Below are 25,883 nucleotides of genomic sequence, written 5' to 3' on the forward strand. Positions count from 1 at the left end.
CGTTAAGCCTCCGTCATCTGGAGTTCGTCGGCCAGAGAGGCGATCTCTTCAATGGCAGCTGCGAGATCCTCGGCTCCTCGCGCCTGCTGGCGCGCCGCGGTGGCGGCCTGCGTGGCGGCGCTGCCGGCCTGCTCGGCCACGGCGGCAACCTGCTCGGTACCAAGACGGACCTCGCGCACCGCCGTCAGAATTGTCTCGGAGCTCGACAGGATGGCGGCGCTTCCCTGGCGGATAGCCTGCACACCGGCCTCCACCGCGCCCAGCCGCTCCGCCGTCAGAGCGTTCCTGGCAACCTCGGCTTCGGCGAGGGCGGCGCTCTGCTCCAGATCTCGCCTGACGATGGTGATCTGATCGCGGATCTGGCGAACCACATCCTTGATCCGGTCGGCATTCTCCGACGCGTCCCGCGCCAGATTGCGGATGTCGCTGGATACGATTGCGAAACCGCGCCCCGCCTCACCGGTTCGGGCGGCTTCGATGGAGCCGCTCACGGCCAGCATGGTGGTTTGGACGGCCACGAGAGCGATGCCGTCGACGATCTTTTCGATGCGGCGGCCGGATTCGTCCAGGCCGCTCATGAGGCCAATCATGGCTTGCGTCTCCCGCAAGCCCTCTTCGACGCCCGAGGCCAGCCGCATGGTTTTGGTGCGATTATCCTGGAGATCGGCCGAGAGAGTCTCGATACGTTTGATGGCAGTGCTCGCAGAATCCTGCGATGCAGCGGTCGCGCGCTCGATCTGCTCCATCGCCGTATTGGCTTGCTGCGCGGCCGCAGCCTGCATCTGAGCGCCCCGGCTGATCTGATCAACAGCCGTCATAATCTCGCCGGAAGCCCCGGAGAGTTCCTGAATCGCTGCAGAGAGCTCCTCGGCGGCAGAACCGACCTGCTCGGAACTGGCAGCTCCGGCCGCACCCTCCTGAAGATCATCCGCGAGGGCGGCCAATGCCTGCGCGGTCTGCTGGCTCTGATCCAGCGTTGCGCTCTGCTGCTGAACGGCGCGCTGAGCCTCGGCGGCAGCGGCAGCCTGCTCCTCGGCGGCACTCGCCACTTGCTCGGCCCCGCGCTGCGCCTCGCGAATGGCTGCCTCAGCCTCAACCGCCGCGACAAGTATGGCCTGACTCCCCTCAGCCAGGAGGGATACATCGGTTCGAATCTTGTTCAAGGCCGTCACCACGGCACGGCCGATCTGGGCCTCGCCCGATGCGGTTTCGGCTGCCGCCCTGATCCGCTCGGCAACGGAACGAACCTCTCGGACGATGCCTTCCGCGAGGGTCTGGATATCCTGTGCGCTTTTCTCCGAAGTGCTGGCCAGAGTCCGCACCTCGTCGGCCACGACCGCAAAGCCGCGCCCGCTTTCGCCGGCCCGCGCCGCCTCGATGGCTGCATTCAGGGCCAGAAGATTGGTCTGATCGGAAATGTCTCCGACCACGCGGGTGATCTCACCGATCTCGGCTGCCTGTTGCTCGAGGAGCGAGACAATTTCGATCATCATCCGCTGGCGCGATGCATTAGCCTCTACGGCCGTCACGGATGTCCCGATCTGGGCTCCGGTTTCGATCAGAAGGCTCTGAAGGCCCGCCGTTTTGCTGCGCGTCGCCTCCGCATGAGCGCGCGCCTCGGAAAACGAGGCACTCAGGCTCACGATGGCCGAGAGCGACTGCTGGGAGGCGCCGGCAGCCTCCTCGGCCCCGCTGGCGATCTGCTCCATGGAGCGCCGGAGTTCCTCAGCCGCCGCCGAAGCCTCGGCCACGCCGCTCGCCAGTTCCTCTGTTGCAGCACCGATGCGCTCAGCAGCCTTCTGTTGCCTAGCTCTGACACGCTCCAGGGTCCGTCGTTTGGGCGCTGTTCCCCTTGGAGCGGAAGACAGCATGCTGGAATTGGCAGCTTCATCGCCGACTGGACGTGAGTTGCCCTTGCCCGCGAGTTCGGACGTCTTGACCAATGCCATTGGGGTCCCTTGAAGCTTTATATGGTACTCTGACACCGCTTCAATTCGTAAACCAGCTTTCCGGCTTCGTCGAAGGATATAGAGAGGAACTAGACTCTTATAGGTCTAGGCGCCATCCAAGCAAGGCATGCAGGGCTTATTCCCCCGATTTGAAGGCCGGCTTTAGGTCATTTCCTGCCGATCCCTGGCTTTCAGCAATGTCCGCTGTTTTTGCACTAAGCCAACCTTTGGCTTACTTCCGAGAAGTGCCATTTTCAGACCTTCCGGGTACCTGAGCGATGTCAGAGCAAATTTCGAACGCTCTTTATGGAACGCGGCCAGAGCCGCTATCAGAGCGGCGACCTGAACAGAGCCGTCCCCAACGCGTTAGTCACTATCGCTGGCATGGATGGTCCAGGCGTCGGTGACAGAGAGACCTGTGCTCCCGCCTGTTGGCAGAGGAGTATCCCATGCCGCGTTATTTCTTTCATACCTTCAACGGACACCCTCACCCTGATATGGAAGGAACCGAGCTATCCGGGCTTGAGGAGGCTCGTCAGGAGGCCGTCCAGACCGCCGGTGAGATCATTCGTAGTGATAGCGTCAAAACCTGGAAGGGTTCCGATTGGCACATGGAAGTTACCGACGCAGCAGGACAGCCTGTTCTCTGGCTTCGGTTCTCTGTTGAGGAGCCGATCCGCCCAGCCAAGTAATTTTGCAGAAGCTCACTTCTGGAACTATGTGAGAGCATGGCTCGGACGTGCTCATCGTCCTGTGACAGTTGGGCTAAGCTGATCGCCATCTTAAATGCCTCCCAGGAAAAACTCATGTGAGCCGTTGCTTTGATCCGGAAGCTTGAGCGGTATGACCGCATCTCCGACGTAGAGCGGCAGCCTCCGGGGCAGGCAGTTGTCCGGCAGTGGGCAGTGGCTGAGGGTGAGGACCTAGTACGGGAAGGCGACCGCCCTACGGAGAGCCTCTTACTCATCACGGGCTTTGCCGCCCGCTACAATGTCCTTCAGAATGGTAAGCGCCAGATCACGGCCCTGCACGTCCCCGGCCACTTCGTCGACCTCCACAGCTTTCTGATCAAGAAGATGGACCATGCTGTCATGGGGATTGTACCCTGCACGGTCGGCATAGTCCCCCACGAAGCGCTGTGCGCCGTTATGGAGACTCAGCCTCACCTGACCCGTCTGCTGGGCCTGCACATTGCCGTGGATGCGGTCATCCACCGTCAGTGAAATCGTCTCCATCGGGCGCCAGTCAGCCCGGGAGCATGCCGCCAATCTCTTCTGCGAGCTGTTTCTGCGCCTTCAGGCAGTGGGGCTCACTGAAGGCTCCAGTTTCAAGCTCCCGCTGACCCAAGCCGAGCTGGGTGACATCCTTGGGCTCTCGACTGTCCACGTTAACCGGATCCTCCAGGAACTGCGGGCGGAAGGGCTAATCACCTGGCGCGGAGAAACGGTGGTCATAGAGGATTGGCCCCGCCTGCAAGAGATGGCTGAGTTCGATCCGACCTTCCTGTGCCCGGAGCGTGAGCCACGCTAGCACAGCGACCACCTCATCCCATTCCTTGCCGAAGGTCGAACAAACCAGTCCTGGCCAGGTCGTCGATATCTGACGGCGGGAGAGCGCAGTGCCCCGGTTCTATTTCGACATTCGGGAAGGCACGCGCTTCATCCCTGATGAAACAGGCTTGGAGTTCGACAGCCTCGATGCTGCCGAACGGGAGGCCGCGAGCACTGCGGCCGAGATCGGCCGAGACAAATTGCCGAAGGGTGATGCTCGTGAAATCACGGTTGAGCTCAGGACCGAGCACCGCCAGCGGGTGCTGACTGTGCCCGTCTCCATGGAGATCCATTGGGTTGACCCGGATCCACTGCCCCGGACGTGTGAGACAATTGTCCGCAAATCGCGCGTTAAGTCTTTCATGGAACGAGACCAAGGCCTGCACCTTAAGTTTGGTAGGTTCAGGAGACTTGCCGATGATGAACGTGCTCACCCGCAAGCTGGAGGCCTTCGGACCGCTGTCGGACGCCGACAGGCTCCTCCTGGACGAGGTCATCCGCCCAGCCCGGGCCATCGGGCCTCGGGTGGATCTGATCCGGGAGGGCGAAGCACCGAGCGACGTAAACTTGATCCTGGAGGGCTTCGCCTGCCGCTACAAGATGATCCCGAATGGCACCCGCCAGATCATGGCCTACCTGGTGCCAGGCGACTTCTGCGACCTTCATGTTTTCATCCTCAGGGCTATGGATCACACCATTGCCACGCTGTCCTCCTGCACTGTGGTGAAGATCCCGCGGGCCCAGATCCTGGCGCTGATGGAGCGGCCGGCCGTCGCGCGGGCGTTCTGGTGGGCGGCGCTGGTGGACGAGGCCACCCTGCGCGAATGGCTGGTCAATGTCGGCGCTCGAAAGGCCGAGCACCGGGTCGCCCATCTTCTGTGCGAGCTGCTGCTACGGCTTGAAGTGGTCGGGTTGACCAACGGTGACACATATGAGCTGCCGATCACCCAGGCCGAGTTAGCCGATACCGTGGGTCTGACGTCCGTGCATGTGAACCGAGTGCTCCAGCGTCTGCGCCGTGACGGGCTGATCACGCTCAAGGGCAAGCACCTTGTCATTCTGGACCCCGCGAGATTGAAGGCGTTCAGCGGCTTCAATCCTAGCTACCTGCATCTCACTGAGCGGAACGGCATCTCGGAACAAAGCCTTTAAGCAGAGCCAGGGTCGCGCGAGGGGCCAGTCAAAGCGGGGTGCTCCTCGGCCGAGAAGCGGAGCGTGAGCAGGATCTGGCCCTGCTCGTCAGTCACCTCCAGCTTCCATTCGGTGCCGTTCCAGAACTCCCCGCCCATATCGCGCAGAAGCTCCCCGCTGGTACGAATGGCCTGATTCTGAGCCGTGTAGATATCGGGCAGCTCCGTGCCCTCGTCATCGCGGGCCGAGTAGCCATCTGTCACGTGGAAGAAGTAGCGGGGCATGGGGTGCTCCTCTGCCTTAAGGGCGGGAGCGCATCGGATCTCTCAGTCGGCAACAACCCGAACGCGGGCTACCGATAGCCCTTATATGGAGCTCTCAGAGCTCCGTTGCGAGGAGGGCTGTCCTTGAGTGCCTTTCATGGATTCATCTTCGAGAAGTTTTTAGCGGCCAAGCTCGATCAAGGTTAAGGATCGCCTGCCGAAACCGGCCCATTTACGCTGATGTAACAAGTGTCTGAGCCAGGATGCCTTAGCGTATTCCATTTCGGATGCGCTTTCCTGCCGATGGAGGCATCCATGCAGCCGTCCCTTCGAGCCGTGTGCTTCTGCCTCCAGTGCGAAGCGCATTCATGACGGATTTCACCCCGCACGATCTTGCAAGAGACGCAGAAACTTTGATTGAAGAAGCCCAAGCCGCAAGGGTTCGCGCCCACGTCCGGGCGATGCTTTTTCAACTCTCATCATTTGGAGACCAGTCGTCAGACCGGAAAAGTGAAGCAGACGACCGGAAAGATGAAGTAGATGAGTGAAAGGTTTTTGACGACTGCGAGTGACCCATTCAATGTCTTCGACTGCCGCTCAACGTTTGGGACGCGTTCCAGATGGGGGATAACTACCATCGACCAGCTCAGGGCTATAGCTGACCGGATCCTATGGCTGCCGGGGTACTTGCTGTTTGTCTGCACTTGGAAGAACGATGCGGAACGAAGCTGAGCCGCCTGCCTTTGCTGTTTGATGAACCTGCAAAACGGTACAGCCTCTTCCGACATGCCCCAATCCGATCCCCGCATGGTTATCCTCGTCGTGGAGGACGGGCCGCTCGTCCGCATGTTTCTCGCCGATGCCCTCGATGAGGCCGGGTACAAGGTCTTCGAGGCCGTGAGCGCAGATGAAGCCATAACCGTTCGGCAAGCGCGCCCCGACATTCAGGCCGTCGTCACCGACATTGAGATGCCGGCCTCGATGAACGGCATCGGGCTGGTCCGGGCGGTTCGGGAACGAGCCCGGCATCGGACTCGTGGCCACCTCAGGACGGGTGCGCCCCGGCCCCGACGATCTGCCGCCGGACGTGGTGTTCCTCGCCAAGCCCTACCTGCTCGTGACCGTCATCAACGTCATTTGGCAGATGGCCATGGCGCAGGTGATCGGGCTTGTACCAAACGCCGCGCAAGCCTGACAGTCCACCAGACCGGATTGGCCATGAACGAGTTTCAGGAGAATGTGGCGGATACCTCGGAGCGAACCGTCGCCGAACGACACATTGACGCCGTCCGGCAGCAGGGCGGGGTGTTCGTCGAGGCCGTCCGACGCACCCGCATGCCGATGCTCGTGACCGATGCCACTATGCCCGGCAATCCTATCGTCTTTGCAAAACAATCATTCGTCGTTTTGTCCGGCTACAGCATGGACGAACTCCTCGGCCAGGATCCGCACTTCATGAACGGCGAAGACACTGGCCCGGAAGCTATCCGACGCTATCAAACGGCGATCAGGGAGGCGCGAGACGCAACGCTGGAGATCCTGCAATACCGGAAGGATGGCACCCCATTTCGGGCGATGCTGTTCGCCAGCCCAGTGGATGACGGCCAGGGCACCATCACCAATCATTTCCTTTCCTATCTCTACATCACCCGCCGTTACGACGCCGAGGAGGGCCTGCGAACGCTCACCACTGAACTGGAAGCCCGGGTCGCGACTAGAACCGGGGAGCTTGAAGCCGCCAGCACAAGGCTGTCGGCGCTGGTCGCCGAGCGGGAGATGCTGCTTGTGGAGGCTAAACACCGGGCCAAGAACAGCCTCGCCATCGCGGCTTCCCTCCTGGCCATTCAGGGCCGACGGCAGCCGGACCCGGCTGTCAGGGCGCTCTTTGAGGAAGCTCAGGATCGCCTCAACGCCATGGCGCGGGTCCATGACCTGCTCAGCAAGTCGGAAAGGGATCAGCACGTCGATGTGTCGATGTACGTGGCCGATCTGTGCGGCGCTCTGAGACCCATCACTGGGGATGATGATCGCGTGAGCCTGGAAGCGGACATTGCCGAAGGCATCCTGGTGAATGCCGACGCGGCAGTCCCGATCGGCATCGTGCTGACCGAACTCATCACCAATGCCGTGAAGTACGCCCTTCCGGCACCAAGGTCAGGAACGATCCTCTTCCGGGCGCACCGCAGTCAATCAAGGTGGATTGAACGGGTGGTTCAGGATGATGGCGTTGGGATGCTCAGCCTTCGGGAGGGATCGCTCGGCTATGCGTGCAGCAATCTGCTCAATAAGCACGCGAGGTGGGCCGAGAATCCGCAAAACTGAAATCACGGAACCGTAGCAAATGCGAACTGTGTTAGAATAGCTAGGGTCAGCTCTGGGTCAGGCTCTGACGATCCCATGCTATTTGGGGACGACTGGTGTTCTCTGGGAGGCTCGACATTTGGCTTACTATCGGGATGTGCCAGTTCCGGACCCTTTTCCGTAACGCCCAAGACGCTAAGGTGCAGTGCGGGCCAATCAGCCAGGAAGCAGCCCGCAACGATGACGCTAATCCGCGATGGGGCCGAGATCCCCGCGGCAAGCTGCGCTCGGAACGGTGGTTAGGCCAGCAGATCTCAATCCTTGACCTCGCGATACCCCACAACCTTCATGGCAGACTGGAGGCCAGTACAAAGTGTTCGGAAAGCTTGGCCGGGGCAATGAAATTGTTCTTTCTTTAGAACGCAACGTAAAATTATCATAACCCTCAAAATGCTAGGAATCTCAGCAACGCAGCTCGACTCAGCCGACAAAGAAGCCATGAACTTGGAACTTCCTGCCCATTTGGCGTGTCACTCACAAATCTCTGTTCTTTATGAAGAACAAAGCGGTTGACATTGAAGAAAACGAAGGGATATTTTTTCCTCATATCAAGGCTCTCTTGGGGCCAACAGAAAACCAGCGGAGATCATTATGGCGGAGTTCGGTTCTGTTGCGGGGTTCGCACAAAGGGCTGGCCTCGCACTATTCGCGTCATCGGCCTTGGCTCTCATGCCCGTGCCCAGCGTCGCTCAGGACAAGCCGCAGGTGGGCGGAACCTTGCGCGTCGTGACCTATGAGCCGCTATGCCTGGATCAGATCGAGGGGACGTCACGCAACACGCAAACCGCTCTGCAGAGCATTTACGATCGGCTGGTTTCTGAGAGTCTGGATGGCAAATTCCATCCTTGGATCGCGGACAAGTGGACGATCTCGGATGATCAGCTGACCTACGCTTTCACCATCCGTGATGGCGTGAAGTTCCATGACGGCACACCTCTGGATGCAGAAGCCGTCCGCTTCAACCTGAAGCGCTGGCTTGACGTCAAGAAGGCCGGCGGCGTGCCGATCGAGGCAATCTCGGCGAGCGGCAACATCGTTACCGTGAAATTGAGCAGGGCATACAGTCCGTTTCTGCATGATCTGAGCGAGCCCGCTCAAGGCTTCATCTCGCCCGCCTCTATTCAGAAATACAGCAAGGAGCAGCGCTGCGCCGGCGGGCCCGGCATCACCGCCGGCTCCGGACCGTTCAAGGTCCTGTCCCGCACTGCGGGCCGCGATCTCGTGCTCGAGCGGAACGACGATTACAACTGGGGTCCTAAGGACGCCATTCACGAAGGCAAGGCGTATCTCGACAAGGTCGAATTGCGATTTCTCAAGGAAGATTCCGTTCGTGTCGGCGCTGTTGAATCCAATCAGGCCGATATCGCGACCGGTGTGCCGGCGATTTCCATCGAGGACATCAAGGCGAAGCCTCACCTGAAGCTTCTTCAGGCGCAACAGCCCGGCATTCCTTGGTCGTTCTGGCTCAATCAATCCAAGGCGCCGCTCGACGACATCAAGATCCGCGAAGCCTTGCGCATCGGTGCCGACTATGCCGGTCTCATCGAAGCCGTCTTCCTCGGAACCGCGACGCCGGCCTATTCGGCGCTCACGCCCGCTGTCGCGACCGGCTACGATGCGTCTTTCGAGAAGGCATGGACATTCGACGTCCAGAAGGCCAAGACCCTGCTGGATGAGGCAGGCTGGTCCAAGACCGACAGCGAAGGCTTCCGCGTCAAGGACGGGAGGCGCCTGACCCTGCGCGCCATCTCTGCGGCTCCGTGGACCAACCAGCAGCGCGACCTCTTTGCCCAGGGATTGAAAGCGGCTTTCGCTTCCATCGGCATCGACTATGTTCGTGACGTCGTCGATTTCGGCACGGCCGACACGCGCTTCAAGGCCAACGACTACAACATTGTCGATACGTCTCAGGCCGCAAGCGAACCGAACCTGCTCTACGGCGCGTTCTATTCCACCGAGACCTGGGATAAGAACACGAACTGGGGCTTCGTAAAGGACAGGGATCTCGATGAGGCTCTTGCTGCCGGACTTGCGACAACCGATCGGGAAAAGCGTATTGCCGCGTACAAGGCCGCGCAGAAGATCATCGCGGAGAAGGTCTACCTGATCCCCATTGCAAACCCGACCGTGCTGCTCGTCGTCAACAACAAGGTGCAGGACGTAACCTTCGGAACATCCGGGCAGATCGGTTCCTACTACGACGTCTGGCTGTCCAAGTAAGGGGCACGGCTTGCACATCGCAAGAGAACTCTTGATCCGCATTCTCGCGGGAGCAGCAGTCCTCTGGGCTGCTGCTTCTTTAGCATTTGCGATCCTTCAACTCTTTCCAAGCGACCCAGTCCAGGTCATCTATGGTGCCGATACATCCATAACGCCCGAAGTGCGCGCTGCCATTCGGGCGGATTTCGGCCTCGACCGGCCCGTCTGGGAGCAATACCAGCACTTCCTCATCAGGATTGCTCAGGGCGACCTCGGCATATCCTATCAGCAACGCCGGAGCGTCGTATCCATCATCGGCAGCGAGCTCGGATCGACCCTGGTCCTCGCTTCCCTGTCCGTCGCGATTGCCGTGCTCATGGCCTGCGTCGCCTCGCTTCTGACCTCCGGCCGCAGAACATGGCTTCGCAGGGTACTGTCCTCGATCGAGCTCCTGAGCGTCTCGACCCCAGCTTTCTGGATCGGGATCCTGCTGCTGACGTTCTTCTCGTTCAAATGGCAGCTCTTTCCCGTCGTGGCCGATGAGGGCTGGCGCTCCCTTGTGCTCCCCGTCGTAACGCTGGCACTCGCCGTATTCGGCAGCCTGAGCCAGGTGATGCGGGAAGAGATGGATCTGGCGCTCGAGCAGCCCTTCATTCTGACGGCGCGAACCCGGGGGCTGTCGGAATGGGCGATCCGCTGGAGGCATGCCTTCGGCCACGCGCTGATCCCCTTCATCACGATCAGCACGGAGATCTTCGGCGGGCTCCTGGCCGGGTCCATCATCACCGAGCAGGTGTTCGGGCGGCCCGGCCTCGGGCGCATCACCCTGGAGGCGATCACCAATCACGACATTCCCGTCGTCATGGGTATCGTTCTCCTTGTCGCCTTCGTCTTCGTGGCTCTTAACATCGTGGCCGACCTACTCTACCGTGTGGTCGATCCTAGGCTGCGCGTTTCCGCATCATGACCGTTCCTGCGCCAGAACTCATCCATCCAACCTCCCTTCATCCTGCACCGCAGACCGTCAGGCGATCACGTCGCTTTCCGGCCGGCGTTGCACTTGCCACGTGCATACTGGCCTTCCTGGCCCTATGCGCGATAAGCCCCACCCTGATCGCACCGCAGGATCCCTACAAAATCAGCCTGCTGCACACGCTGCGCGCTCCTTCCCTGGAATTTCCTTTCGGAACCGATCAGCTCGGGCGCGACATCTTCTCGCGCGTCGTGCATGGCGCCAGCTACTCGCTCGCCATCGGGCTGGGAGCGACCCTCATTGCCGTCATCAGCGGTCTCTCCATCGGCCTGGTCGCCGGCAGCGCCGGCGGGGTCGTCGATCTGGCGTTCATGCGTTTGATTGACGTTCTGCTGGCTTTCCCGGCGCTCTTCATGTCGATGACGGTCGTCGCGCTGATCGGTACTGGAGGCGTCAATGTCCTGATTGCCATCGCCATTGCCGAAATTCCCCGATATGCGCGCATCGTGCGCTCGCAGGTCTTGATCGTGCGCACATCCGGTTATGTCGAAGCCGCTCGCATCCTCGGGCAACGCCGATGGGTCACTTTGCTCCGTCATATTCTTCCCCATACGGTCGGCCCCTTGATCATCCTATCGACGCTCGGAATCGGCAGTGCGATTCTCTCCTCCGCGGCGCTCAGCTATCTAGGCTTGGGTCCCAAGCCTCCGACCCCTGAATGGGGTCTGATGCTGGCGGAGGGACAGGGCTATCTGCGAAAGGCCTGGTGGATCGGCGTCTTCCCGGGCGTTTTTGCAACGCTCACCGTAATCTCTACCACTGTGCTCGGTCGCCGCCTGAAGGCTCTCTCGGACGGCAGGGTTTGATCGATGCCGCTGCTGAATGTCGAAAACCTGAGCGTTTCATTTCCAGGCGCGGCTGCGATCCGAGGCTTGAGCTTTACCGTTGATGCTGGCCAATGCGTGGCGATCGTCGGCGAATCCGGATCGGGCAAATCCGTCACGGCCCGTGCCCTTGTTGGGCTCGCGGGAGACAATGCAGCCGTCTCGGCCGATCGTCTGCAGCTCGATGGAAGGGATCTTCTGAATCTCTCACCGTCGCAATGGCGCTCCGTTCGCGGCCGACAGATCGGCTTCGTTCTGCAGGATGCCCTCGTGTCGCTAGATCCGTTGAAGACGGTCGGGTCGGAGATCAACGAGGCCCTGATCCAGCACACGGACATTCCTCGACGGGCGGCAAGACAAAAGGTTCTCGACCTCCTGACCTCGGTCGGCATCCCCGACCCTGAGCAGAGGATCGATCAATTCGCCCACCAACTCTCCGGCGGCTTGCGGCAACGCGCATTGATCGCTTCGGCCATTGCAGCCGGTCCAGCCCTTCTGATCGCCGACGAGCCAACGACAGCTCTCGACGTCATCGTTCAGGCGCAGATCCTTTCCCTGTTGCGCGAGATGAAAGCCAAGGGAACCGGACTCATCCTTATCTCACATGATCTGGCCGTGGTGGCATCGCTTGCCGATCACATCATCGTTCTCAAGGATGGAGCCGTAGTGGAAACGGGTTCACCCAAACAGGTGTTCTCGGCCCCGCAGGCGGCTTATACGCGCGCCCTGCTGGCAGCCATTCCCTCTGTCCAAACAAAAGGGCCGCGACTGACGGCGGGGATGGATGCGGAGACGGCGTCCCCCATTGAGCAGGCGCCGAGTGAATGGGCTGCCCTCGAGGCTCGTGCCTTAACAAAGTCGTACGAGGGCTGGCTTGTCGTTGACAATGTCGACATGAAGCTTCAGACCGGCGAAACCCTCGGCCTCGTTGGAGCCTCCGGCAGCGGGAAGACCACCTTAGCCCGCCTGCTCCTGGCTCTTCAGCAGCCGAACAAGGGTAAGGTTTTCCTCAATGGAAAACCTTGGTCGCATCTGACCGAGAGACAACGGCGGCCCTTGCGCCCGCGGCTCCAGCTGGTCTCGCAGGATCCGCTGGGTTCATTCGACCCGCGCTACAAGGTCATCGACATTCTCACCGAAGCGTTGAGAATCACGGACCTCCCCAAGCGCGAATGGACGGCACGTGCGACCCAACTCCTCCAGTTCGTCGGGTTGAGTGAGACACATCTCTCTCGGCGACCACGGCAGCTATCCGGCGGTCAGAGGCAACGTGTGGCGATAGCCCGCGCATTGGCGATGCAGCCGGATATTCTCATTTGCGATGAACCAGTTTCGGCGCTGGACGTTTCGACTCAGGCTCAGGTGCTCGATCTCCTTGAAGATCTGAAGCGCCAGTTCGGCCTGACTATTCTCTTCATCTCGCATGATCTCGGCGTCGTGCATCATGTCAGCGACAGGGTCATGGTGATGCATGCCGGCCGGATCGTCGAGGAAGGCCCGGTGGATACGGTTTTCGCGCATCCGCGCGACGCCTATACACAAGGACTCCTCGCGGCGCTGCCGCGCCTCCCGTCTTACGAAGCTTGAGAAGCAGAAAGAGACCGTCATGACCATGGTTCCAACCGCGCAGTACATCTCGGCGCTTGAAACATGGTACGCGAACAGGATCGAGACGCTGAAGAAGCCTGAAGGGTGGCTGAGCGTGAGCGGTCTGGAATGGCTCCACCCTGGGACGTGGCGCTTCGGATCTGCTCCTGATAACGATATCGTTCTCGACAACGCGCCGCACCACGCCGGAATTATCCTGTATCGCGACGATGGGACGGCTCACGTGCAACTCGATCCATCGGCAGATGGAACCATCGATGGCGAGAGGATTGCGCAGGCTCAGTTGCACGACGATACAGAGACCCCGACAATGGTGGCTTTCGGTACCGTTTCCTTCCACCTGATCCGGCGGGACGATCGCAAGGCCTTGCGGATCCGAGATTGTGCTAACCGGAACAGGCCGCGCTTTGCAGGCATCCCCCGCTTTCCGGTCGATGCATCTTGGCGCATCCTTGCGGATTGGGTTCCTCTACCTGAGCCCCGTCCCCTCGATGTCGACAGCGTGATCGGGACCGTGAACACCATCCTGGTGACCCACAAGGCGGTCTTCTCCCGTGACGGCATCCGCTATGAACTTTGGCCGACCCATGGCACGAAAGATGCACCGATGTTCGTGCTGCGCGATGGCACGTCGGGCACAGAGACTTATGGCGCAAGCCGCTTTCTGATCGGCGAGGTGCAGGGGTCGACGATCGTCTTGGACTTCAACAAAGCCATCAATCCACCCTGCGCCTTCACCGACTTCGCAACTTGTCCGCTGCCCCCGGCGGAGAACAAGCTGCCGCTCCGCATCAAGGCCGGCGAGAAACTCCCGTCCTTCCACACCTGAAGCATCGGAAGGGAGAAAGCCTCCTCCCCCGTCTTTCATCGTTTCCTGTTGACGACCGCCGCTCCACCCAGAGCCATTACCCCGCCAACAGCGCCAAGCGGGGTTGGCATTTCCCCGAGCCACACGAAGCCGAGCAGAGTAGCGACCGGAGATACGCAATCCATGAAGTTGGACGCGCGGCTTGCCGGCAGCCGTGACAAGGCGACGGACCAGGTTCCATAGGCGACGAGGCTCGGGACGAGAGCGAGATAGATCACGGCCTGGATGTTCAAAGGCGATGCCTCGGCAAGCTGGCTTACGCCGCTCGGCAGCCAGGGAGCGAGGACGAGTGCCCCAAGCACCATATTCAAAGCCGAAACATTCAGCGGCTTATGCGTTGCGAAGAGCGGCTTCTGCACCACGGTGGTCACGGAGTTGCAAAGGGCCGGGCCGAGGATCTGCAGCGCCCCGGTGCCGAGATCCCTAGAGGCACCCAAGACTGGCGTCTGCTGGTTCTGCAGGCGAGCCCAGTGTGACTTCTTACGATCGTCAGCAAGCGTGAGCAGAACCACAGCCTCGGGAATGAGGGCGGACCCGACATATAATCCTACAAATACCTTGCCCGGCAATCGTTGAGAGACGCAGAGTTGCACCCTCCGGGATCGAACAAAAACTTGAAGCCACATAAAGAAGGAGCCTGCCTCGCGGAGCAGGGCAGGCTCTTCGTTACGAATCTGGGCTCTGCGGATCATTGCCCCGCGACGTGGGGCCTGTCGACCTTGATCCCGCGAGCCTCGTGGCCCGATCAGCTTTGAATGAACGCGAAAAGATCCGGATTGATGATTTCCGGGTGCGTGGTGCACATGCCGTGCGGAAGGCCATCATACACCTTGAGCGTGCCATTCCTGAGGATCTTGACGGCCAGCAGGGCTGAATCGGCTATCGGGACGATTTGGTCGTCGTCCCCGTGCATGATCAGCACAGGCACCTCAATCCTCCTGAGGTCTTCGGTGAAATCAGTCTCGGAGAAGGCCTTGATGCAATCGTAATGGGGCTTGATGCCGCCCATCATGCCCTGGCGCCACCAATTGTCGATGACCGCCTCGAGAACTTTCGCACCGGGACGGTTGAAGCCGTAGAAAGGACCGGCAGCAACGTCTCTGTAGAATTGGGCACGGTTGGCCGCGAGCTGAGCCCGGAAGCCGTCGAACACCTCGATAGGCAGGCCGCCAGGATTCTTGTCCGATTTGACCATTACCGGCGGCACGGCCCCGATCAACACGGCTTTGGCAACCCGGCCGGCCTCAGCCCGGGCGACGTAATGCGCGACCTCGCCGCCACCGGTGGAATGACCGACATGGATGGCGTGTTTCAGGTCCAGGGCTGAAGCCAGTTCGGCGACATCGGCGGCATAGGTGTCCATCTCATTGCCGGTTGCAGTCTGGGTGGAGCGCCCGTGGCCGCGCCGGTCGTGGGCGATCACACGGAAGCCCTTATCGAAAAAGAACTGCATCTGGTTGTCCCAGTCATCGGCACTGAGCGGCCAGCCATGATGGAAGACGATGGGCTGAGCATCGCGTGAGCCCCAGTCCTTATAGAAAATCTGCGTACCATCCCGAGTCGTGATCGTGTTCATCGTCTTCTCCTTGCGCAAACAGAGCGCAAGGCCGAGCTTACGACGATTGTTTGACACGCTTGTGGCATCGCATTGTTGTAGGAGCCCCAGAGACCGGATTGCCCTCCAGCCTCCTCGACGCGCATGAAGGGCCTGCCATGCACGAGATCAATAATATTTGGCGGTCGCGATCTTTGCCCAGCACAGTTTCATCTTTCGCCCGCGCCGAACTCTGCTGATATCAGGTTAGGAAAATGAAATAACTGGTGTCGCTTGCTATTGATTAAGAAAAGACGTATATAGTCATTATCGGATTTTGGCCGGACAATCGGGTCGTATCGCTTTTGGTTTTTCCAGGCGCACGTTCGGACTTTCTTACCATTACATCGACGAACCGAGTTGAGGTCGCGCTTCTGCGTGACCTCCCCTCACGTGCATCTGCAAGAATCGTAAAAGGTTAACCCCAATGATTACCGGCACAGTAAAGTTCTACAACGACATGAAGGGCTTCGGATTCATCCAGCCGAACGACGGCAGCAAGGATGTGTTCGTCCACGCCACTGCTCTTGAGCGCGCCGGAATGCGCGGCCTCGTTGAAGGCCAGAAGGTCTCTTTCGACACCGCTGAAGACCGCCGCTCCGGCAAGGTCGCCGTCAACAACATTGAGACCGCGTGATCTCTGATGACTGGCCCAGGACTTAAGCCTGAGCCGTCAAGCTCTGAAGCCGCTCCGCTGAGGAGCGGCTTTTTTGTTGGTACCAGCAGACGCCCTTTAGCATCTGCCTGCCCTGACCGACAGCAATCGCATTCCACGAGGCATGAATGTCCCATAAGTATCAGGTCCATCAGCTAGTTCGAATTACCCATCCGCGCATTTCGGACAAGCGTGCAAGTGCAAGCGGCCTCTACGAGGTTACTCGCCTTATGCCCGCCGATCAGACCGGTGAAGTCTCCTACCGCATAAAGTCGTCCGGCTTCGGCGAGCGCGCCGTGCGCGAAAGCGAGATCACAGCCCAGGCATCCGCGATTTGACCAGCGGCGGCGCCTTCTTTCAGGGATCTCAGATCTACGATCCGATCGCGCTGCTTCGACGGGGCGACGAAGTCCTGTACGTCGCCCAGGTAGGCATGAAGGCCTCACGACAGTTCATGATCCTGACGCCGACAGGCGAGCCTGCTTGGCCTCATGAGCCGCTCGGCAGCCTCTCGGACATCGGCTGGTCGCTTCGAGCGCATCAATGGCACGATGTGACACCTGAGCCTGTTGGACAGAATGAGCGCTTGGCCAAGACGCTGGCTCGCCTGCTGACCGAGCGCGCTTAAGGAGTCGACCTACCCGGGGTTACCCAGGCAGGGGATACGAAGGAGCGGATTATGACTGATCAACCGACCAATCTCGATGCTCATCGCGGCATGGCGGCTCAGAAGGCAACCGACCTTCGGCGCCTCCGGTCCGAGGTCGAAGCCGATCAGGAAGCGCTGCGGACGAGACAGGCAGAACTCGAAGACCTGCTGGCAGCCGCGCCCGCTGGTGATTGGCATGAGGCGGTCGAGAAGGCACGCTACCTGCTTGGCCTCCTCGCCCAGAGCCTGGATGCAAGCGATCTCCGTCGACGCAAGCTCATTGACCGGGTCATGGCTGATTTCGACCATCTGCTCGACAAGGCGCCTCACGACTGAGATGATCTGAATCCACAAACCTGCGAACAACGGAGACCAGCCATGGCTAGAGGCGAACAGCGCGGTAATCGTGAAGCGAAGAAGCCGAAGAAGGAAAAGCCCAAGGAGGCGATCCCGACCTCACCCTTCGCGAACCAGGGCAAAGGCGGGACGCCCGCGAAACCATCCGGTGGCAAGCGATAGGGCCGCTGCGCATTAAGCTGCGAACGGCCCACTCGACGCATTGTCCGAACGCGATCCTGCTAAAGAACACGAGACCATGAAGAGTTATTCATGATCCCCTGGGTCTTACTCGATACGGCAAAAATCCCTGGTGACGGAGGCGAGCTGCGTCTCAAGAAGCGCGGTACCGAGTTCTCGATCATGCTGGGCAGCAACGAGCTGATGAACAGCCGCCTGAGCGGTTCCGAGGAGTCGCTCGCCAAACTGTCGTGTCTGAGACTTCAGGGCCGCGAGCAGCCAAAAATCCTGATCGGCGGGTTGGGGATGGGCTTTACATTGCGCGCCGCGCTGGCTGAACTCGGCCTCGAGGCGCAGGTGACCGTGGCGGAACTCATCCCTGCTGTTGTGGCATGGGCCCGGGGGCCGATGGCCGAAGTCTTTGGCGACAGCCTCAACGATCCACGCGTCAGCATTCATGAGGGAGATGTCGGGCATCTGATCAGATCGAACCGGTCTGCCTACGACGCCATTCTGCTCGATGTCGACAACGGGCCCGAAGGTCTGACACGCCAAGCCAACGACAGCCTCTACGACCTCCCAGGCCTCGGCACCGCCAAGACGGCGCTGACGCCAGGCGGCGTCCTGGCCGTATGGTCATCGGCACCGAACAGAGCCTTCTCCCAGCGCCTGCGCCAGGTGGGATTTCGCGTAGAAGAAGTCGGCGCGCGCGCCCATGGAATACGCGCCGGCGCAAGACACACGATCTGGATCGCGACGAGGCCAGGGGGTTCACTGGCCTCGCGGGCGCAAATTTAGAGAGACTGCATCCACAGACACGAGCCGTACGCCAGGGGCAGCAGAGATGATGAAGAAGCAGATGGTCGCCATCCAGGATGTCTATGTGCCTGTCCAGCGGCGTCAAACCCTTGACCCGCAGAAAGTCGAGGCCCTTGCCGAGAGCATGCTGGCCAAAGGGCAAGAGGCACCTATCCTCGTACGGCCTGATGGCAAGCGTTTTGTCCTGGTTGAGGGTTTGCATCGCTTGGAAGCCTGCAAGGCTCTCGGAGAGACGACGGTACCGGTTTACTTGGTGCAAGCTCGCAAGCACTAGCCGGCATCCCGGGAAGAGCTACTGCTTTGACCATATCGGAGCGGAGACAGCGGAAGTCACGCTTCGCCTTCCCTCCCAGATCAAACGACCTCCCTTGGGTTTATCTCGCCTTTACCAAGCTCGGCAGCGAGGTGCTCCACCCTGAGCCAGCCGTACCAATCCGGAAGAATGCTCCAATTCGGGTCGCTAAGATAGGCATGCGGAAGCCGGTAGTGGAACACCGACCTCGGGCCGATCTTCTCCCTTGGAAGAGTCTGGCGCACCTGCGCCTCGTCCAGGTAGGCTAGCACGGGCAGAAGGTCGAGGGCACGCTGGCGAGTGGGATTGGCCGCCAAATAATCGGCGGTGAGGTCCGGCAGGCTAGGCCAATAATCCGGAGCAAGGACACGCTCCTTGTAGCTCTCAGGATAATCTGGTGGGAGCGCAAGTGAAAGCCTCAGGCTACCTCGAGCGGTCTGACGTCTGAGATCATCGCTGATCAGAAGGAACGCTTTCAGGAAGGCCGTGAGCGTCCGCGCGTCGAGGCTCGGCGGGTCGATGTTGAAGTGCAGGCTGAGTGAGTTCAGGAAGATGGCGCCATGGCCCCGAGCGCCCGCTGACCGAAGGCTTGCAAGAGCCTTGTCCACGTCACCGAGCTGAGCTGCAGGGATAGGCCCGGTGATGAGCTCCCGCGGTACAAAGGGCGAGACAAGGGTTCCCAGGACCGCAGAGCCGCGACGGCCCAGCCCGACATCCAGGTCAGGATGGCGAGCGGGATGAATATGGCGCAGATCCAACTCGACCGACAGATCACCCAAGCGGGTGCCCCGAACCTTGATGGCGTGAGGATCCTCCGGCTCGACAACCCCGTCCAAATCCCTCGCGAGTGCGGCAGCGGCCGCGCTGACGCTAGGGCCGAGAAACTCCACCTCAATACCCACGCGTCGCACGCTGCCATCCGCTGTGATCATCGCGGCGGCTGCAAGAGGATGAGATGGGGTAACTGGATTGTCCATTCATCAGAAAGATGGGAGCGGTCACACATATGGCAACAACTGATAGGGCTGCTTCTCATGGGCTCTGCAGGCCCTACTTCCCCTATGACCTTTGAATTGCAGGCCAAGATCTGCCTGGAAGCTGGTCGACACTGAATCGCATTTCCAAGGCAGGCAGGTGCAAAAGGAGGAGGATATGCTTCTCGGTTCCGGCGATCGGGTCTTGTGCAGCGTACGAATGACCGCGGCTCTTCTTGCCCTGTTGCAGGCCACGCCCGGTCATGCGCAAAGAGTGGGGTACCTCGTGCCAGCTGTCGAGAAAGACAATGGGCAGGCAGCGCCGGAATATGAATGCGATGCGCCCGGAAACCCTATGATCACCCTTGAGACGCAGAGCAAATACAAGCAGACCGATAGCTCCCGCGCGACGATCGATGACAGCGCCAACGAGAAGTATTTGAAGGCCGTGGTGCCGCTTCGGGCTTACGCCAAAGGGCTGGTGAAAATCGCCAACGACTATGTGCGCTCAAACCCGAGAAATCCGGCAGCAGCCGTTTGTGCGCTCGATTGGTTGGAGCATTGGGCCTCGGCCAACGCAATGACCGACACGCGCTCGAAGCAAGCCCTGTTCAACCTGGGCCAGACGCTCGGCGGTTTCGCCCTGGCCTACCTCCAGATCCGGAATGCTCCGGATTTGCAGGAGGACAAGAAAAAGCGGGTTGAAGGCTGGCTCAAGGCACTCGGCAGGCAAGTGGTAGAGTTCATGGACAATAATCATGAGATCTCAGGGCAGAACAACCACCGTTACTGGGCAGGCCTTGCCGCCACTGCAGCCGGCGTTGCCACCAATGACAAGCACCTGACGGAGTGGGGCATGGACAGCGCCCGCATCGGCCTTTCGCAGATCACCCCGGAAGGCACATTGCCGCTCGAAATCAGCCGGGGCAAGCGTGCCCGCGACTACCATATCTACGCCGCGGAGCCGCTCGTCGCGACCGCAGAACTGGCGCGCAGCCGAGGCGTCGATCTCTATGCCGAAAACGATGGCGCCTTGACGCGGCTGGTCGACCGGGTGGTTGCATCCCTCGACGACTCATCCTTCTTCGAGAAGGTATCGGGCACGAAGCAGGAAGCCTTTTCCGATGACGGCATAGGACCGCCCAACCGCATCGCTTGGCTTGAAATTCACCAAAGCCGCTTCCCCTCGCCTCGGATCGAGGCCCTGCTCGCATCGAGGCGCCCCCTCGCCTCAAGCGGGCTTGGGGGAGATCTAACACTTCTCTTTCACGACAGCAAATGACAGCTGCTGTCGTGAAAAGGGGCGAAGCACGCTTTTCCTCAAATCATGCCGAGGCCGCCGTTGATCTGGAGAATTTCTCCCGACAGATAAGAGGCGCGGTCCGATGCAAGGAAGAGCACGGCTTCGGCCACATCCTCCGGAGTACCCTCCCGTCGGAGAGGAGTTCGCTCAACCGTCGCCTTGCGTCCCTCAGGCGTACTGAACACATCATGAAAGCGTGTGCCGATGAGGCCCGGTGCGACGCCGTTCACACGGATCCCCAGCGGGCCGACTTCCTTCGCCAGCGCCCGAACATAGGTCGCGACGGCACCCTTGGTCGCCGCATAATGGGAGGCACCGGGGCCGCCGCCGTCGAACGCGGCAAGCGAGGACATCAGCACGAGGGTTCCGGACTTCCGGGGCTCCATGCTGCGCAGAGCCGACTGGCAGGCGAGAAACGTGCTCGTCAGGTTGACGGCAATCGCCTCCTGCCAGAGGTCCAGGGATGTATCGACACAGCGGCTGCGCTTGAGCAAACCGCCGGCATTGGCAAAGAGGATATCGACCGGTCCGAACGCCTGCTCGGTCTTCGCGAATGCACCGGCAACGCTGACGGGATCCGTCATGTCGGCTTCGATGCCCATGACCTTGCGCTCCGAACCGTTGAAGTCACGCTCCAGGATTCCGGCTTCCTCGGCACTCGTCACATAGGTGAAAGCCACCCTTGCCCCGCTCGAGGCGAAAGCGCGGGTGGTAGCTGCACCGATCCCGGATGCCCCACCGGCGATCAGGACGGTCTTTCCGGTGAACTGGGGCTCTGATTTCATGACAACCTCCCTGCAGGCCACTTGGTCGTGCGGCCTTTGCCTATGAATTGGCTCTTGCCAGAGCTTCGTCAACTGATATCTTAGAGTGCCAGACTGATATCTCTGTCATGGGGCCGAATTTGGAAAGACCGCTCACGGAAACCCTTCATCCGAGCCTCTTGGCTGGAGACGGACCACTCGTTGTGCAGGTGCACAGGGGGCTGCGGACACTCATCCTTGAGACGATTCTTCTTCCCTGGCAGATCCTATCGGAAAAGGAGGTGGCGGCATGCCTGAAGGTCAGCAAGACGCCCGTACGCGAGGCGATCATACGGCTCTCCGAGGAAGGGCTCGTAGCCGTCGTCCCGAAAAGCAGAACCTATGTGGCGCCGATCAACCTTGATCGCTTTCTGGAAGGCTGCTTCGTTCGCCTACAACTTGAGAGCGGCGCTGCCCGGCGTGCCGCTGCGGAACGGAGCCTCGAGGACGTCTGCAACCTGAAAGCCTGCCTTGCCCGTCAAGAAAAGGCCATAGCGGCAGAGGATTACACAGCGTTCCGGCACCTCGACGAGGAGTTTCACTCGCTCATCATCGAGGCCGCAAAATTGTCAGGGATCGTTCAGCTCATTGAGACCGCAAAGGTCGAGATCGACCGGATCCGCAGTCTCAAGCAGCGCCTGAATATCCGCGCCACGGACCGTGTCCTGGCTCAGCATCGGGCCATCACGGCAGCGATCGCGGACAAAGATCCAGCAAAAGCCGAAGAGGCCATGCGAACCCATCTCGGCAGCATCGAGACCAAAGTTTGGGAACTCGGAGAAAACCCGGAGTTCTGGGCGCTCTTCGAGGCGATCAACCGGGAACGCCCACGGTACAGACTCTCCGCATAAGCCAGGAATAGGAGCGGAGACGAAGGGAGGAAGGCAGGATGGCAGACGCGGCACTCGACAGGGAGAGCGGTGGCGGATCCGTGAGGATCCTGGACGGCGTCATCGCGACACCCGAGCTTGCCGCGCCACCAGCCATTTCCCCAACCAGCCAAGAATACGGCATCCGAAAGGCTTTTCGCACTCTGCTCAGCGACATGCGCCGGGACTGGCAGCTCTATGTACTGCTTGCTCCCATGATCATCTGGTTCGTGGTCTTCCTCTACACGCCGATGTACGGGCTCCAGATCGCTTTCAAGCAGTACAGCCTCTTCCGCGGGATCGAAGGAAGCCCGTGGATCGGCTTCGACAATTTCGTGGCCCTGTTCAGCAACGAGTACTTCCTGCGAGCGGTCAAGAACACGCTGCTCATCAGCTTCTACTCGCTTGTCTTCGCCTTCCCGGTTCCAATCATCCTGGCCTTGATGTTCAATGAAATCCACCACCAAGGATTTCGCAGGATCGCCCAAACCATCACCTATCTGCCGCATTTCATCTCGGCAGTGATCATCGCCGGTCTCGTAATAAACTTCCTATCGCCCACAACTGGGATCGTGAACATCCTCCTGGACCGTCTGGGTTTTGAGAAGATCTACTTCCTTACGATCCCGGAATATTTCCGCCCGATCTTCATCGGCTCCAACATCTGGAAGGAGGCCGGTTTCGACTCCATCGTCTATCTAGCGGCCATCGCCGGTATCAATCCGGCACTCTATGAATCCGCCCGCATGGACGGCGCCTCTCGCTTGCAGATGATACGCTACATCACGCTGCCGTCGCTCCTTCCGGTGATCATGATCATGATGATCATCCGCGTCGGCCAACTCATCGAGGTCAATTTCGAATACATCATCCTGCTCTACCAGCCCGCCACCTTCGAGACGGCCGATGTGATCTCGACCTTCATCTACCGTGCGGGTCTGCAGAACAACCAATATGCGCTCGGCACGGCGGCAGATCTATTCAACGCTGTCGTGGCACTCATCCTCGTGGTGAGCGCCAATTGGCTGAGCCGGCGCTATAGCCAGCACTCGGTTTGGTGAGGTCCAAACATGTCAGCTCGCGCACTCAACGCCGATACCTCGTCTGAACCCTTCAATCTTTATGCCCGGGGGGACAGAATCTTCGGCGTCGCCAACACGGCGCTCCTCCTACTTTTCGTGCTGAGCACGCTTTATCCTTTCATCTACATCCTGTCGGCGTCGTTGAGTTCCGGCTTTGCGGTCACATCAGGCCAGGTCACGCTATGGCCGGTAGAGATCACCCTCGCCGCCTACGAATACGTACTTGCAGACCAAAAGTTCTGGATCGCTTACGGCAATACGCTCTTCTATGCCTTCTTCGGCACGATCACGAGTCTTCTCATCATGGTGCCTGGCGCGTTCGCGCTGTCGCGGGCAAGGCTCAGGGGACGGCGCCTCATCGGCTTCATGGTGGCCTTCACCATGTGGTTCCACGCGGGGCTTATCCCCTTCTTCCTCAACGTACGCGATCTCGGCCTGCTCGACGCCCGCCTCGGCATCGTCCTGGCGTTCGCCTGCAATGCCTTCAACGTGATCCTCCTGCGCAACTACTTCGAGTCCGTGCCGGCTTCGTTCGAGGAGGCCGCCCGGATCGACGGCGCGAGCGACTTCCAGCTCCTGTGGAAGATTTTCATCCCGCTCGCCAAGCCGGCGATCATGACCGTTGCGCTCCTGTGCCTCGTCTCCCGCTGGAACGGCTATTTCTGGGCCATGGTGCTTCTGCGCAGCGAGGAGAAGGTCCCGCTTCAGGTCTACCTGAAGCGGACGATTGTGGACATGCGCAGCGACGACAGCTTTGCCAGCGGGCTCATGTCGACGGAATATTCGTTCGAGACGATCACGGCAGCCATCATGGTCGTGTCAATCCTGCCCATTGTGATCGTTTTTCCGTACGTCCAGAAATACTTCAACAAGGGCATCACACTCGGCGGAGTCAAGGAATGACGAGGGAACGCTGCGCCGGGTCAGCGAACCCCAAGGGAAACGCTTTTGGAGGACTACGATGAAGAGGATCATGACGGCCGCGCTGCTGTCGGCCTTGCTGGCAGGAGCGCCCGCGGCAGCTCAGGACACCAAGACGACCAAGATCGTCGATAAGCCGCTCGAGCTGACGATTCACATGCATTTTCGCGACAAATACGTGTGGAACGACGATTGGCCCGTGGCCAAGGAACTGACCCGCCTCACGGGGATCAAGCTGAAGAACGTGGCCTCGAAAGCCACGACCCTCAGCCGGGAGGCCTTCAATCTCCTGATGGCTTCGGGTAACCTGCCAGACATTGTCGCGGGCAATGAACTCCGCCAAGATTTCGTGCGCTACGGCATGGAGGGCGCTTTCCAGCCCCTCAACAAGCTCATCGATCAACACGCCCCGAACCTGAAGCGGTTTCTCGCCGAGAACGAGACGATCCGCAAGGCTATCACGGCACCGGACGGCAACATCTACTGGATTCCCTATGTGCCGGACGGCAAGTTCGCGCGCGGCTGGTTCATCCGGTACGACTGGCTGGAAAAACTTGGTCTGCAGCCGCCGCAAACGGTCGATGAGCTCTATACAGCGCTGAAAGCCTTCCGTGAGCGCGATCCGAACGGAAACGGTCAGAAGGACGAGGTACCGCTCTTCTTCCGCGAACCCGACACCGAGTTGCAGCGTCTCCTTGTTCTCTGGGACGGCCGCTCGAGCGGCTCGGACGCCGCACACGACTTCTATGTCGACAGCGGCAAGGTCAGGCATCCCTATACGGGCGAGAATTATCGCACGGGCATCCGCAACATCGCCAAGTGGTATGCGGAGGGCCTGATCGACAAAGAGGTTTATACCCGTCGCGCCCGGGCTCGCGAGGCGCTTCTCGGCGCCAACCAAGGCGGCATGACCTATGACTGGTTCGCTTCGACAGCCAGCTACAACACTAGCCTCAAGGACAAAGTACCGGGCATGAAGTTCCTGGCGATTGCTCCGCCGGCCAGCCCCTCGGGCAAGCGCCTCAACGAGAACCGCCGCTCGCGCATGCGGCCGGACGGCTGGGCGATTTCAGTCACCAACAAGCATCCGGTCGAGACCATCAAGCTTTTCGACTTCTACTTCACCCCGCAGGGCCGGCTTCTCTCGAACTTCGGTGTCGAAGGACAGCATTACGACATGGTTGATGGAAAGCCGCGCTACAAGCCGGAGATCCTGAACGCCAAGGCGCCCGTAAATGCCCAGATGTGGGACATCGGCGCCCAGATCCCGATCGGCTTCTGGCAGGATTACGATTATGAGCGCCAGTGGACCGACGAGAATGCGTTGAAAAGCATCGAGCTCTACGAAAAGGGCAACTATCTCACAGACGAGTTCCTCGGTGTCAGCATGACGGTCGACGAGCGTCAGGTCTTCGACCGCCACATGCCCAACATCCAGACCTACATGATCGAACAGATGCAGGCCTGGGTTCTCGGCTCCCGGGATGTCGATAAGGATTGGGAATCCTACAACGCCCAGCTGAAGAAGCTCGGCCTGGATCAGGTTCTTGCCGTCATGCAGAAAGCCTACGAGCGCCAGTATCGCTGAATGTCTGCCGCCGGCCTTCCCTCAAGGCCGGC

At 60.1% G+C, this 25,883-nt stretch carries 28 protein-coding genes and 3 pseudogenes; 25 read left to right on the forward strand and 6 right to left on the reverse strand.

Translation table 11 applies throughout. The features are described 5' to 3' along the window. Positions 1-2 precede the first annotated feature (2 nt). Entirely contained in the window at positions 3-1,949 is a 1,947-nt protein-coding gene (locus tag I2H36_RS18470; protein WP_196265373.1) for a methyl-accepting chemotaxis protein, read from the reverse strand. A 449-nt stretch (positions 1,950-2,398) separates the two neighbouring features. Here I2H36_RS18470 and I2H36_RS18475 point away from each other — a divergent pair, with 449 nt between their 5' ends. The 4 genes and pseudogenes from I2H36_RS18475 to I2H36_RS18490 all read left to right on the forward strand — a co-directional run bounded on the left by I2H36_RS18475 (position 2,399) and on the right by I2H36_RS18490 (position 4,651). Continuing rightward, on the forward strand, positions 2,399-2,641 hold the full coding sequence (locus I2H36_RS18475) for a DUF6894 family protein (RefSeq protein WP_196265374.1): 243 nt from the start codon (positions 2,399-2,401) through the stop codon (positions 2,639-2,641). A gap of 129 nt (positions 2,642-2,770) precedes the next feature. Then, a pseudogene (locus I2H36_RS20540) lies at positions 2,771-3,479 on the forward strand (Crp/Fnr family transcriptional regulator). An 88-nt stretch (positions 3,480-3,567) separates the two neighbouring features. Further along, positions 3,568-3,720 (forward strand): annotated as a pseudogene (locus I2H36_RS20545) (DUF6894 family protein); the annotation flags it as partial. Between the two features lie 196 nt (positions 3,721-3,916). Then, positions 3,917-4,651 (forward strand): Crp/Fnr family transcriptional regulator, encoded by a 735-nt coding sequence (locus I2H36_RS18490; protein ID WP_196265376.1) that lies wholly within the window; start codon positions 3,917-3,919, stop codon positions 4,649-4,651. Here the strand turns inward: I2H36_RS18490 and I2H36_RS18495 are convergent. Further along, positions 4,648-4,914 (reverse strand): DUF6894 family protein, encoded by a 267-nt coding sequence (locus tag I2H36_RS18495; RefSeq protein WP_196265377.1) that lies wholly within the window; start codon positions 4,912-4,914, stop codon positions 4,648-4,650. The two genes, I2H36_RS18490 and I2H36_RS18495, sit on opposite strands and share 4 nt — an antisense overlap. Before the next feature lie 347 nt (positions 4,915-5,261). Between I2H36_RS18495 and I2H36_RS18500 the strand changes: the two genes are divergently transcribed. The 9 genes and pseudogenes from I2H36_RS18500 (at position 5,262) to I2H36_RS18535 (ending at position 13,747) form a co-directional block, all read left to right on the forward strand. Further along, a complete protein-coding gene (locus tag I2H36_RS18500) occupies positions 5,262-5,441 on the forward strand; it encodes a hypothetical protein (protein ID WP_196265378.1) in 180 nt (59 codons plus the stop codon). Between the two features lie 298 nt (positions 5,442-5,739). Continuing rightward, positions 5,740-5,856 (forward strand): annotated as a pseudogene (locus I2H36_RS20235) (response regulator); the annotation flags it as partial. Positions 5,857-5,929: 73 nt separating this feature from the next. Then, a complete protein-coding gene (locus tag I2H36_RS20240; protein WP_246718910.1) occupies positions 5,930-6,088 on the forward strand; it encodes a hypothetical protein in 159 nt (52 codons plus the stop codon). 23 nt (positions 6,089-6,111) lie between these two features. Next, a complete protein-coding gene (locus I2H36_RS18510) occupies positions 6,112-7,215 on the forward strand; it encodes a histidine kinase dimerization/phosphoacceptor domain -containing protein (RefSeq protein ID WP_196265379.1) in 1,104 nt (367 codons plus the stop codon). Between the two features lie 630 nt (positions 7,216-7,845). Continuing rightward, the gene (locus I2H36_RS18515) at positions 7,846-9,474 is read left to right on the forward strand and encodes an ABC transporter substrate-binding protein (RefSeq protein WP_210331141.1); all 1,629 of its coding nucleotides are present in this window, start codon (positions 7,846-7,848) and stop codon (positions 9,472-9,474) included. Positions 9,475-9,505: 31 nt separating this feature from the next. Then, entirely contained in the window at positions 9,506-10,420 is a 915-nt protein-coding gene (locus I2H36_RS18520; RefSeq protein ID WP_210331142.1) for an ABC transporter permease, read from the forward strand. Further along, positions 10,417-11,292, forward strand: a complete 876-nt coding sequence (locus tag I2H36_RS18525) for an ABC transporter permease (protein ID WP_196265381.1) — start codon at positions 10,417-10,419, stop codon at positions 11,290-11,292. The genes I2H36_RS18520 and I2H36_RS18525 overlap by 4 nt, the downstream gene beginning before the upstream one ends. 3 nt (positions 11,293-11,295) lie before the next feature. Then, positions 11,296-12,897, forward strand: coding sequence for a dipeptide ABC transporter ATP-binding protein (locus I2H36_RS18530; protein WP_196265382.1), 1,602 nt, complete (start codon positions 11,296-11,298; stop codon positions 12,895-12,897). A 19-nt stretch (positions 12,898-12,916) separates the two neighbouring features. Next, positions 12,917-13,747 carry a DUF1684 domain-containing protein gene (locus I2H36_RS18535; protein ID WP_196265383.1) on the forward strand — a complete coding sequence of 277 codons (831 nt, stop codon included), beginning with the start codon at positions 12,917-12,919 and terminating at the stop codon, positions 13,745-13,747. A gap of 35 nt (positions 13,748-13,782) precedes the next feature. Here the strand turns inward: I2H36_RS18535 and I2H36_RS20245 are convergent, their stop codons facing one another. Together I2H36_RS20245 and I2H36_RS18545 are read right to left on the reverse strand one after the other, a co-directional pair. Continuing rightward, a complete protein-coding gene (locus I2H36_RS20245; RefSeq protein ID WP_343234478.1) occupies positions 13,783-14,223 on the reverse strand; it encodes a DMT family transporter in 441 nt (146 codons plus the stop codon). A gap of 308 nt (positions 14,224-14,531) precedes the next feature. Beyond that, a complete protein-coding gene (locus I2H36_RS18545) occupies positions 14,532-15,362 on the reverse strand; it encodes an alpha/beta fold hydrolase (protein WP_196265385.1) in 831 nt (276 codons plus the stop codon). Positions 15,363-15,807: 445 nt separating this feature from the next. Here I2H36_RS18545 and I2H36_RS18550 point away from each other — a divergent pair, with 445 nt between their 5' ends. The 7 genes from I2H36_RS18550 to I2H36_RS18580 all read left to right on the forward strand — a co-directional run bounded on the left by I2H36_RS18550 (position 15,808) and on the right by I2H36_RS18580 (position 18,293). Further along, positions 15,808-16,017 (forward strand): cold-shock protein, encoded by a 210-nt coding sequence (locus I2H36_RS18550; RefSeq protein WP_196265386.1) that lies wholly within the window; start codon positions 15,808-15,810, stop codon positions 16,015-16,017. A 146-nt stretch (positions 16,018-16,163) separates the two neighbouring features. Then, a complete protein-coding gene (locus I2H36_RS18555) occupies positions 16,164-16,373 on the forward strand; it encodes a hypothetical protein (RefSeq protein WP_196265387.1) in 210 nt (69 codons plus the stop codon). Continuing rightward, positions 16,370-16,663, forward strand: a complete 294-nt coding sequence (locus I2H36_RS18560) for a hypothetical protein (RefSeq protein ID WP_196265388.1) — start codon at positions 16,370-16,372, stop codon at positions 16,661-16,663. The genes I2H36_RS18555 and I2H36_RS18560 overlap by 4 nt, the downstream gene beginning before the upstream one ends. Before the next feature lie 51 nt (positions 16,664-16,714). Further along, entirely contained in the window at positions 16,715-17,020 is a 306-nt protein-coding gene (locus tag I2H36_RS18565) for a hypothetical protein (RefSeq protein ID WP_196265389.1), read from the forward strand. Positions 17,021-17,062: 42 nt separating this feature from the next. Continuing rightward, complete coding sequence (locus I2H36_RS18570; protein ID WP_196265390.1) at positions 17,063-17,203, forward strand: hypothetical protein; 141 nt, start codon at positions 17,063-17,065, stop codon at positions 17,201-17,203. A 90-nt stretch (positions 17,204-17,293) separates the two neighbouring features. Beyond that, entirely contained in the window at positions 17,294-17,998 is a 705-nt protein-coding gene (locus I2H36_RS18575; RefSeq protein WP_196265391.1) for a spermine/spermidine synthase domain-containing protein, read from the forward strand. Positions 17,999-18,044: 46 nt separating this feature from the next. After that, entirely contained in the window at positions 18,045-18,293 is a 249-nt protein-coding gene (locus I2H36_RS18580; protein ID WP_196265392.1) for a ParB N-terminal domain-containing protein, read from the forward strand. An 80-nt stretch (positions 18,294-18,373) separates the two neighbouring features. On the opposite strand, the gene I2H36_RS18585 is transcribed toward I2H36_RS18580, so the two are convergent. Then, positions 18,374-19,243, reverse strand: a complete 870-nt coding sequence (locus I2H36_RS18585; RefSeq protein WP_196265393.1) for an amidoligase family protein — start codon at positions 19,241-19,243, stop codon at positions 18,374-18,376. Between the two features lie 220 nt (positions 19,244-19,463). On the opposite strand from I2H36_RS18585, the gene I2H36_RS18590 reads away from it, so the two are divergent. Next, on the forward strand, positions 19,464-20,567 hold the full coding sequence (locus tag I2H36_RS18590) for an alginate lyase family protein (protein WP_196265394.1): 1,104 nt from the start codon (positions 19,464-19,466) through the stop codon (positions 20,565-20,567). 38 nt (positions 20,568-20,605) lie between these two features. Here the strand turns inward: I2H36_RS18590 and I2H36_RS18595 are convergent, their stop codons facing one another. Then, on the reverse strand, positions 20,606-21,373 hold the full coding sequence (locus I2H36_RS18595) for an SDR family NAD(P)-dependent oxidoreductase (RefSeq protein ID WP_196265395.1): 768 nt from the start codon (positions 21,371-21,373) through the stop codon (positions 20,606-20,608). Between the two features lie 119 nt (positions 21,374-21,492). Here I2H36_RS18595 and I2H36_RS18600 point away from each other — a divergent pair, with 119 nt between their 5' ends. From I2H36_RS18600 to I2H36_RS18615, 4 genes are all read left to right on the forward strand, one after another. Beyond that, positions 21,493-22,242, forward strand: a complete 750-nt coding sequence (locus tag I2H36_RS18600) for a GntR family transcriptional regulator (protein WP_246718903.1) — start codon at positions 21,493-21,495, stop codon at positions 22,240-22,242. A 194-nt stretch (positions 22,243-22,436) separates the two neighbouring features. Beyond that, positions 22,437-23,321, forward strand: a complete 885-nt coding sequence (locus tag I2H36_RS18605; protein ID WP_196265422.1) for an ABC transporter permease subunit — start codon at positions 22,437-22,439, stop codon at positions 23,319-23,321. Between the two features lie 9 nt (positions 23,322-23,330). After that, a complete protein-coding gene (locus I2H36_RS18610; RefSeq protein ID WP_196265397.1) occupies positions 23,331-24,245 on the forward strand; it encodes a carbohydrate ABC transporter permease in 915 nt (304 codons plus the stop codon). Positions 24,246-24,303: 58 nt separating this feature from the next. Next, on the forward strand, positions 24,304-25,851 hold the full coding sequence (locus I2H36_RS18615) for an extracellular solute-binding protein (protein ID WP_246718905.1): 1,548 nt from the start codon (positions 24,304-24,306) through the stop codon (positions 25,849-25,851). Positions 25,852-25,883 lie beyond the last annotated feature (32 nt).

It is taken from the genome of Microvirga terrestris, assembly GCF_015694425.1.
Lineage (GTDB): Bacteria > Pseudomonadota > Alphaproteobacteria > Rhizobiales > Beijerinckiaceae > Microvirga > Microvirga terrestris.

Bases quoted from the DNA above. Each gene is read 5' to 3' on its own strand.
- I2H36_RS18525 (WP_196265381.1), top strand. From the start codon at position 10,417: ATGACCGTTCCTGCGCCAGAACTCATCCATCCAACCTCCCTTCATCCT.
- I2H36_RS18495 (WP_196265377.1), bottom strand. From the start codon at position 4,914: ATGCCCCGCTACTTCTTCCACGTGACAGATGGCTACTCGGCCCGCGAT.
- I2H36_RS18490 (WP_196265376.1), top strand. From the start codon at position 3,917: ATGATGAACGTGCTCACCCGCAAGCTGGAGGCCTTCGGACCGCTGTCG.
- I2H36_RS18475 (WP_196265374.1), top strand. From the start codon at position 2,399: ATGCCGCGTTATTTCTTTCATACCTTCAACGGACACCCTCACCCTGAT.
- I2H36_RS18555 (WP_196265387.1), top strand. From the start codon at position 16,164: ATGTCCCATAAGTATCAGGTCCATCAGCTAGTTCGAATTACCCATCCG.
- I2H36_RS18535 (WP_196265383.1), top strand. From the start codon at position 12,917: ATGACCATGGTTCCAACCGCGCAGTACATCTCGGCGCTTGAAACATGG.
- I2H36_RS18510 (WP_196265379.1), top strand. From the start codon at position 6,112: ATGAACGAGTTTCAGGAGAATGTGGCGGATACCTCGGAGCGAACCGTC.
- I2H36_RS18550 (WP_196265386.1), top strand. From the start codon at position 15,808: ATGATTACCGGCACAGTAAAGTTCTACAACGACATGAAGGGCTTCGGA.
- I2H36_RS18610 (WP_196265397.1), top strand. From the start codon at position 23,331: ATGTCAGCTCGCGCACTCAACGCCGATACCTCGTCTGAACCCTTCAAT.
- I2H36_RS18500 (WP_196265378.1), top strand. From the start codon at position 5,262: ATGACGGATTTCACCCCGCACGATCTTGCAAGAGACGCAGAAACTTTG.
- I2H36_RS18585 (WP_196265393.1), bottom strand. From the start codon at position 19,243: ATGATCACAGCGGATGGCAGCGTGCGACGCGTGGGTATTGAGGTGGAG.
- I2H36_RS18530 (WP_196265382.1), top strand. From the start codon at position 11,296: ATGCCGCTGCTGAATGTCGAAAACCTGAGCGTTTCATTTCCAGGCGCG.
- I2H36_RS18605 (WP_196265422.1), top strand. From the start codon at position 22,437: ATGCGCCGGGACTGGCAGCTCTATGTACTGCTTGCTCCCATGATCATC.
- I2H36_RS18565 (WP_196265389.1), top strand. From the start codon at position 16,715: ATGACTGATCAACCGACCAATCTCGATGCTCATCGCGGCATGGCGGCT.
- I2H36_RS18570 (WP_196265390.1), top strand. From the start codon at position 17,063: ATGGCTAGAGGCGAACAGCGCGGTAATCGTGAAGCGAAGAAGCCGAAG.
- I2H36_RS18590 (WP_196265394.1), top strand. From the start codon at position 19,464: ATGCTTCTCGGTTCCGGCGATCGGGTCTTGTGCAGCGTACGAATGACC.
- I2H36_RS18595 (WP_196265395.1), bottom strand. From the start codon at position 21,373: ATGAAATCAGAGCCCCAGTTCACCGGAAAGACCGTCCTGATCGCCGGT.
- I2H36_RS18615 (WP_246718905.1), top strand. From the start codon at position 24,304: ATGAAGAGGATCATGACGGCCGCGCTGCTGTCGGCCTTGCTGGCAGGA.
- I2H36_RS18575 (WP_196265391.1), top strand. From the start codon at position 17,294: ATGATCCCCTGGGTCTTACTCGATACGGCAAAAATCCCTGGTGACGGA.
- I2H36_RS18515 (WP_210331141.1), top strand. From the start codon at position 7,846: ATGGCGGAGTTCGGTTCTGTTGCGGGGTTCGCACAAAGGGCTGGCCTC.
- I2H36_RS18580 (WP_196265392.1), top strand. From the start codon at position 18,045: ATGATGAAGAAGCAGATGGTCGCCATCCAGGATGTCTATGTGCCTGTC.
- I2H36_RS18470 (WP_196265373.1), bottom strand. From the start codon at position 1,949: ATGGCATTGGTCAAGACGTCCGAACTCGCGGGCAAGGGCAACTCACGT.
- I2H36_RS18545 (WP_196265385.1), bottom strand. From the start codon at position 15,362: ATGAACACGATCACGACTCGGGATGGTACGCAGATTTTCTATAAGGAC.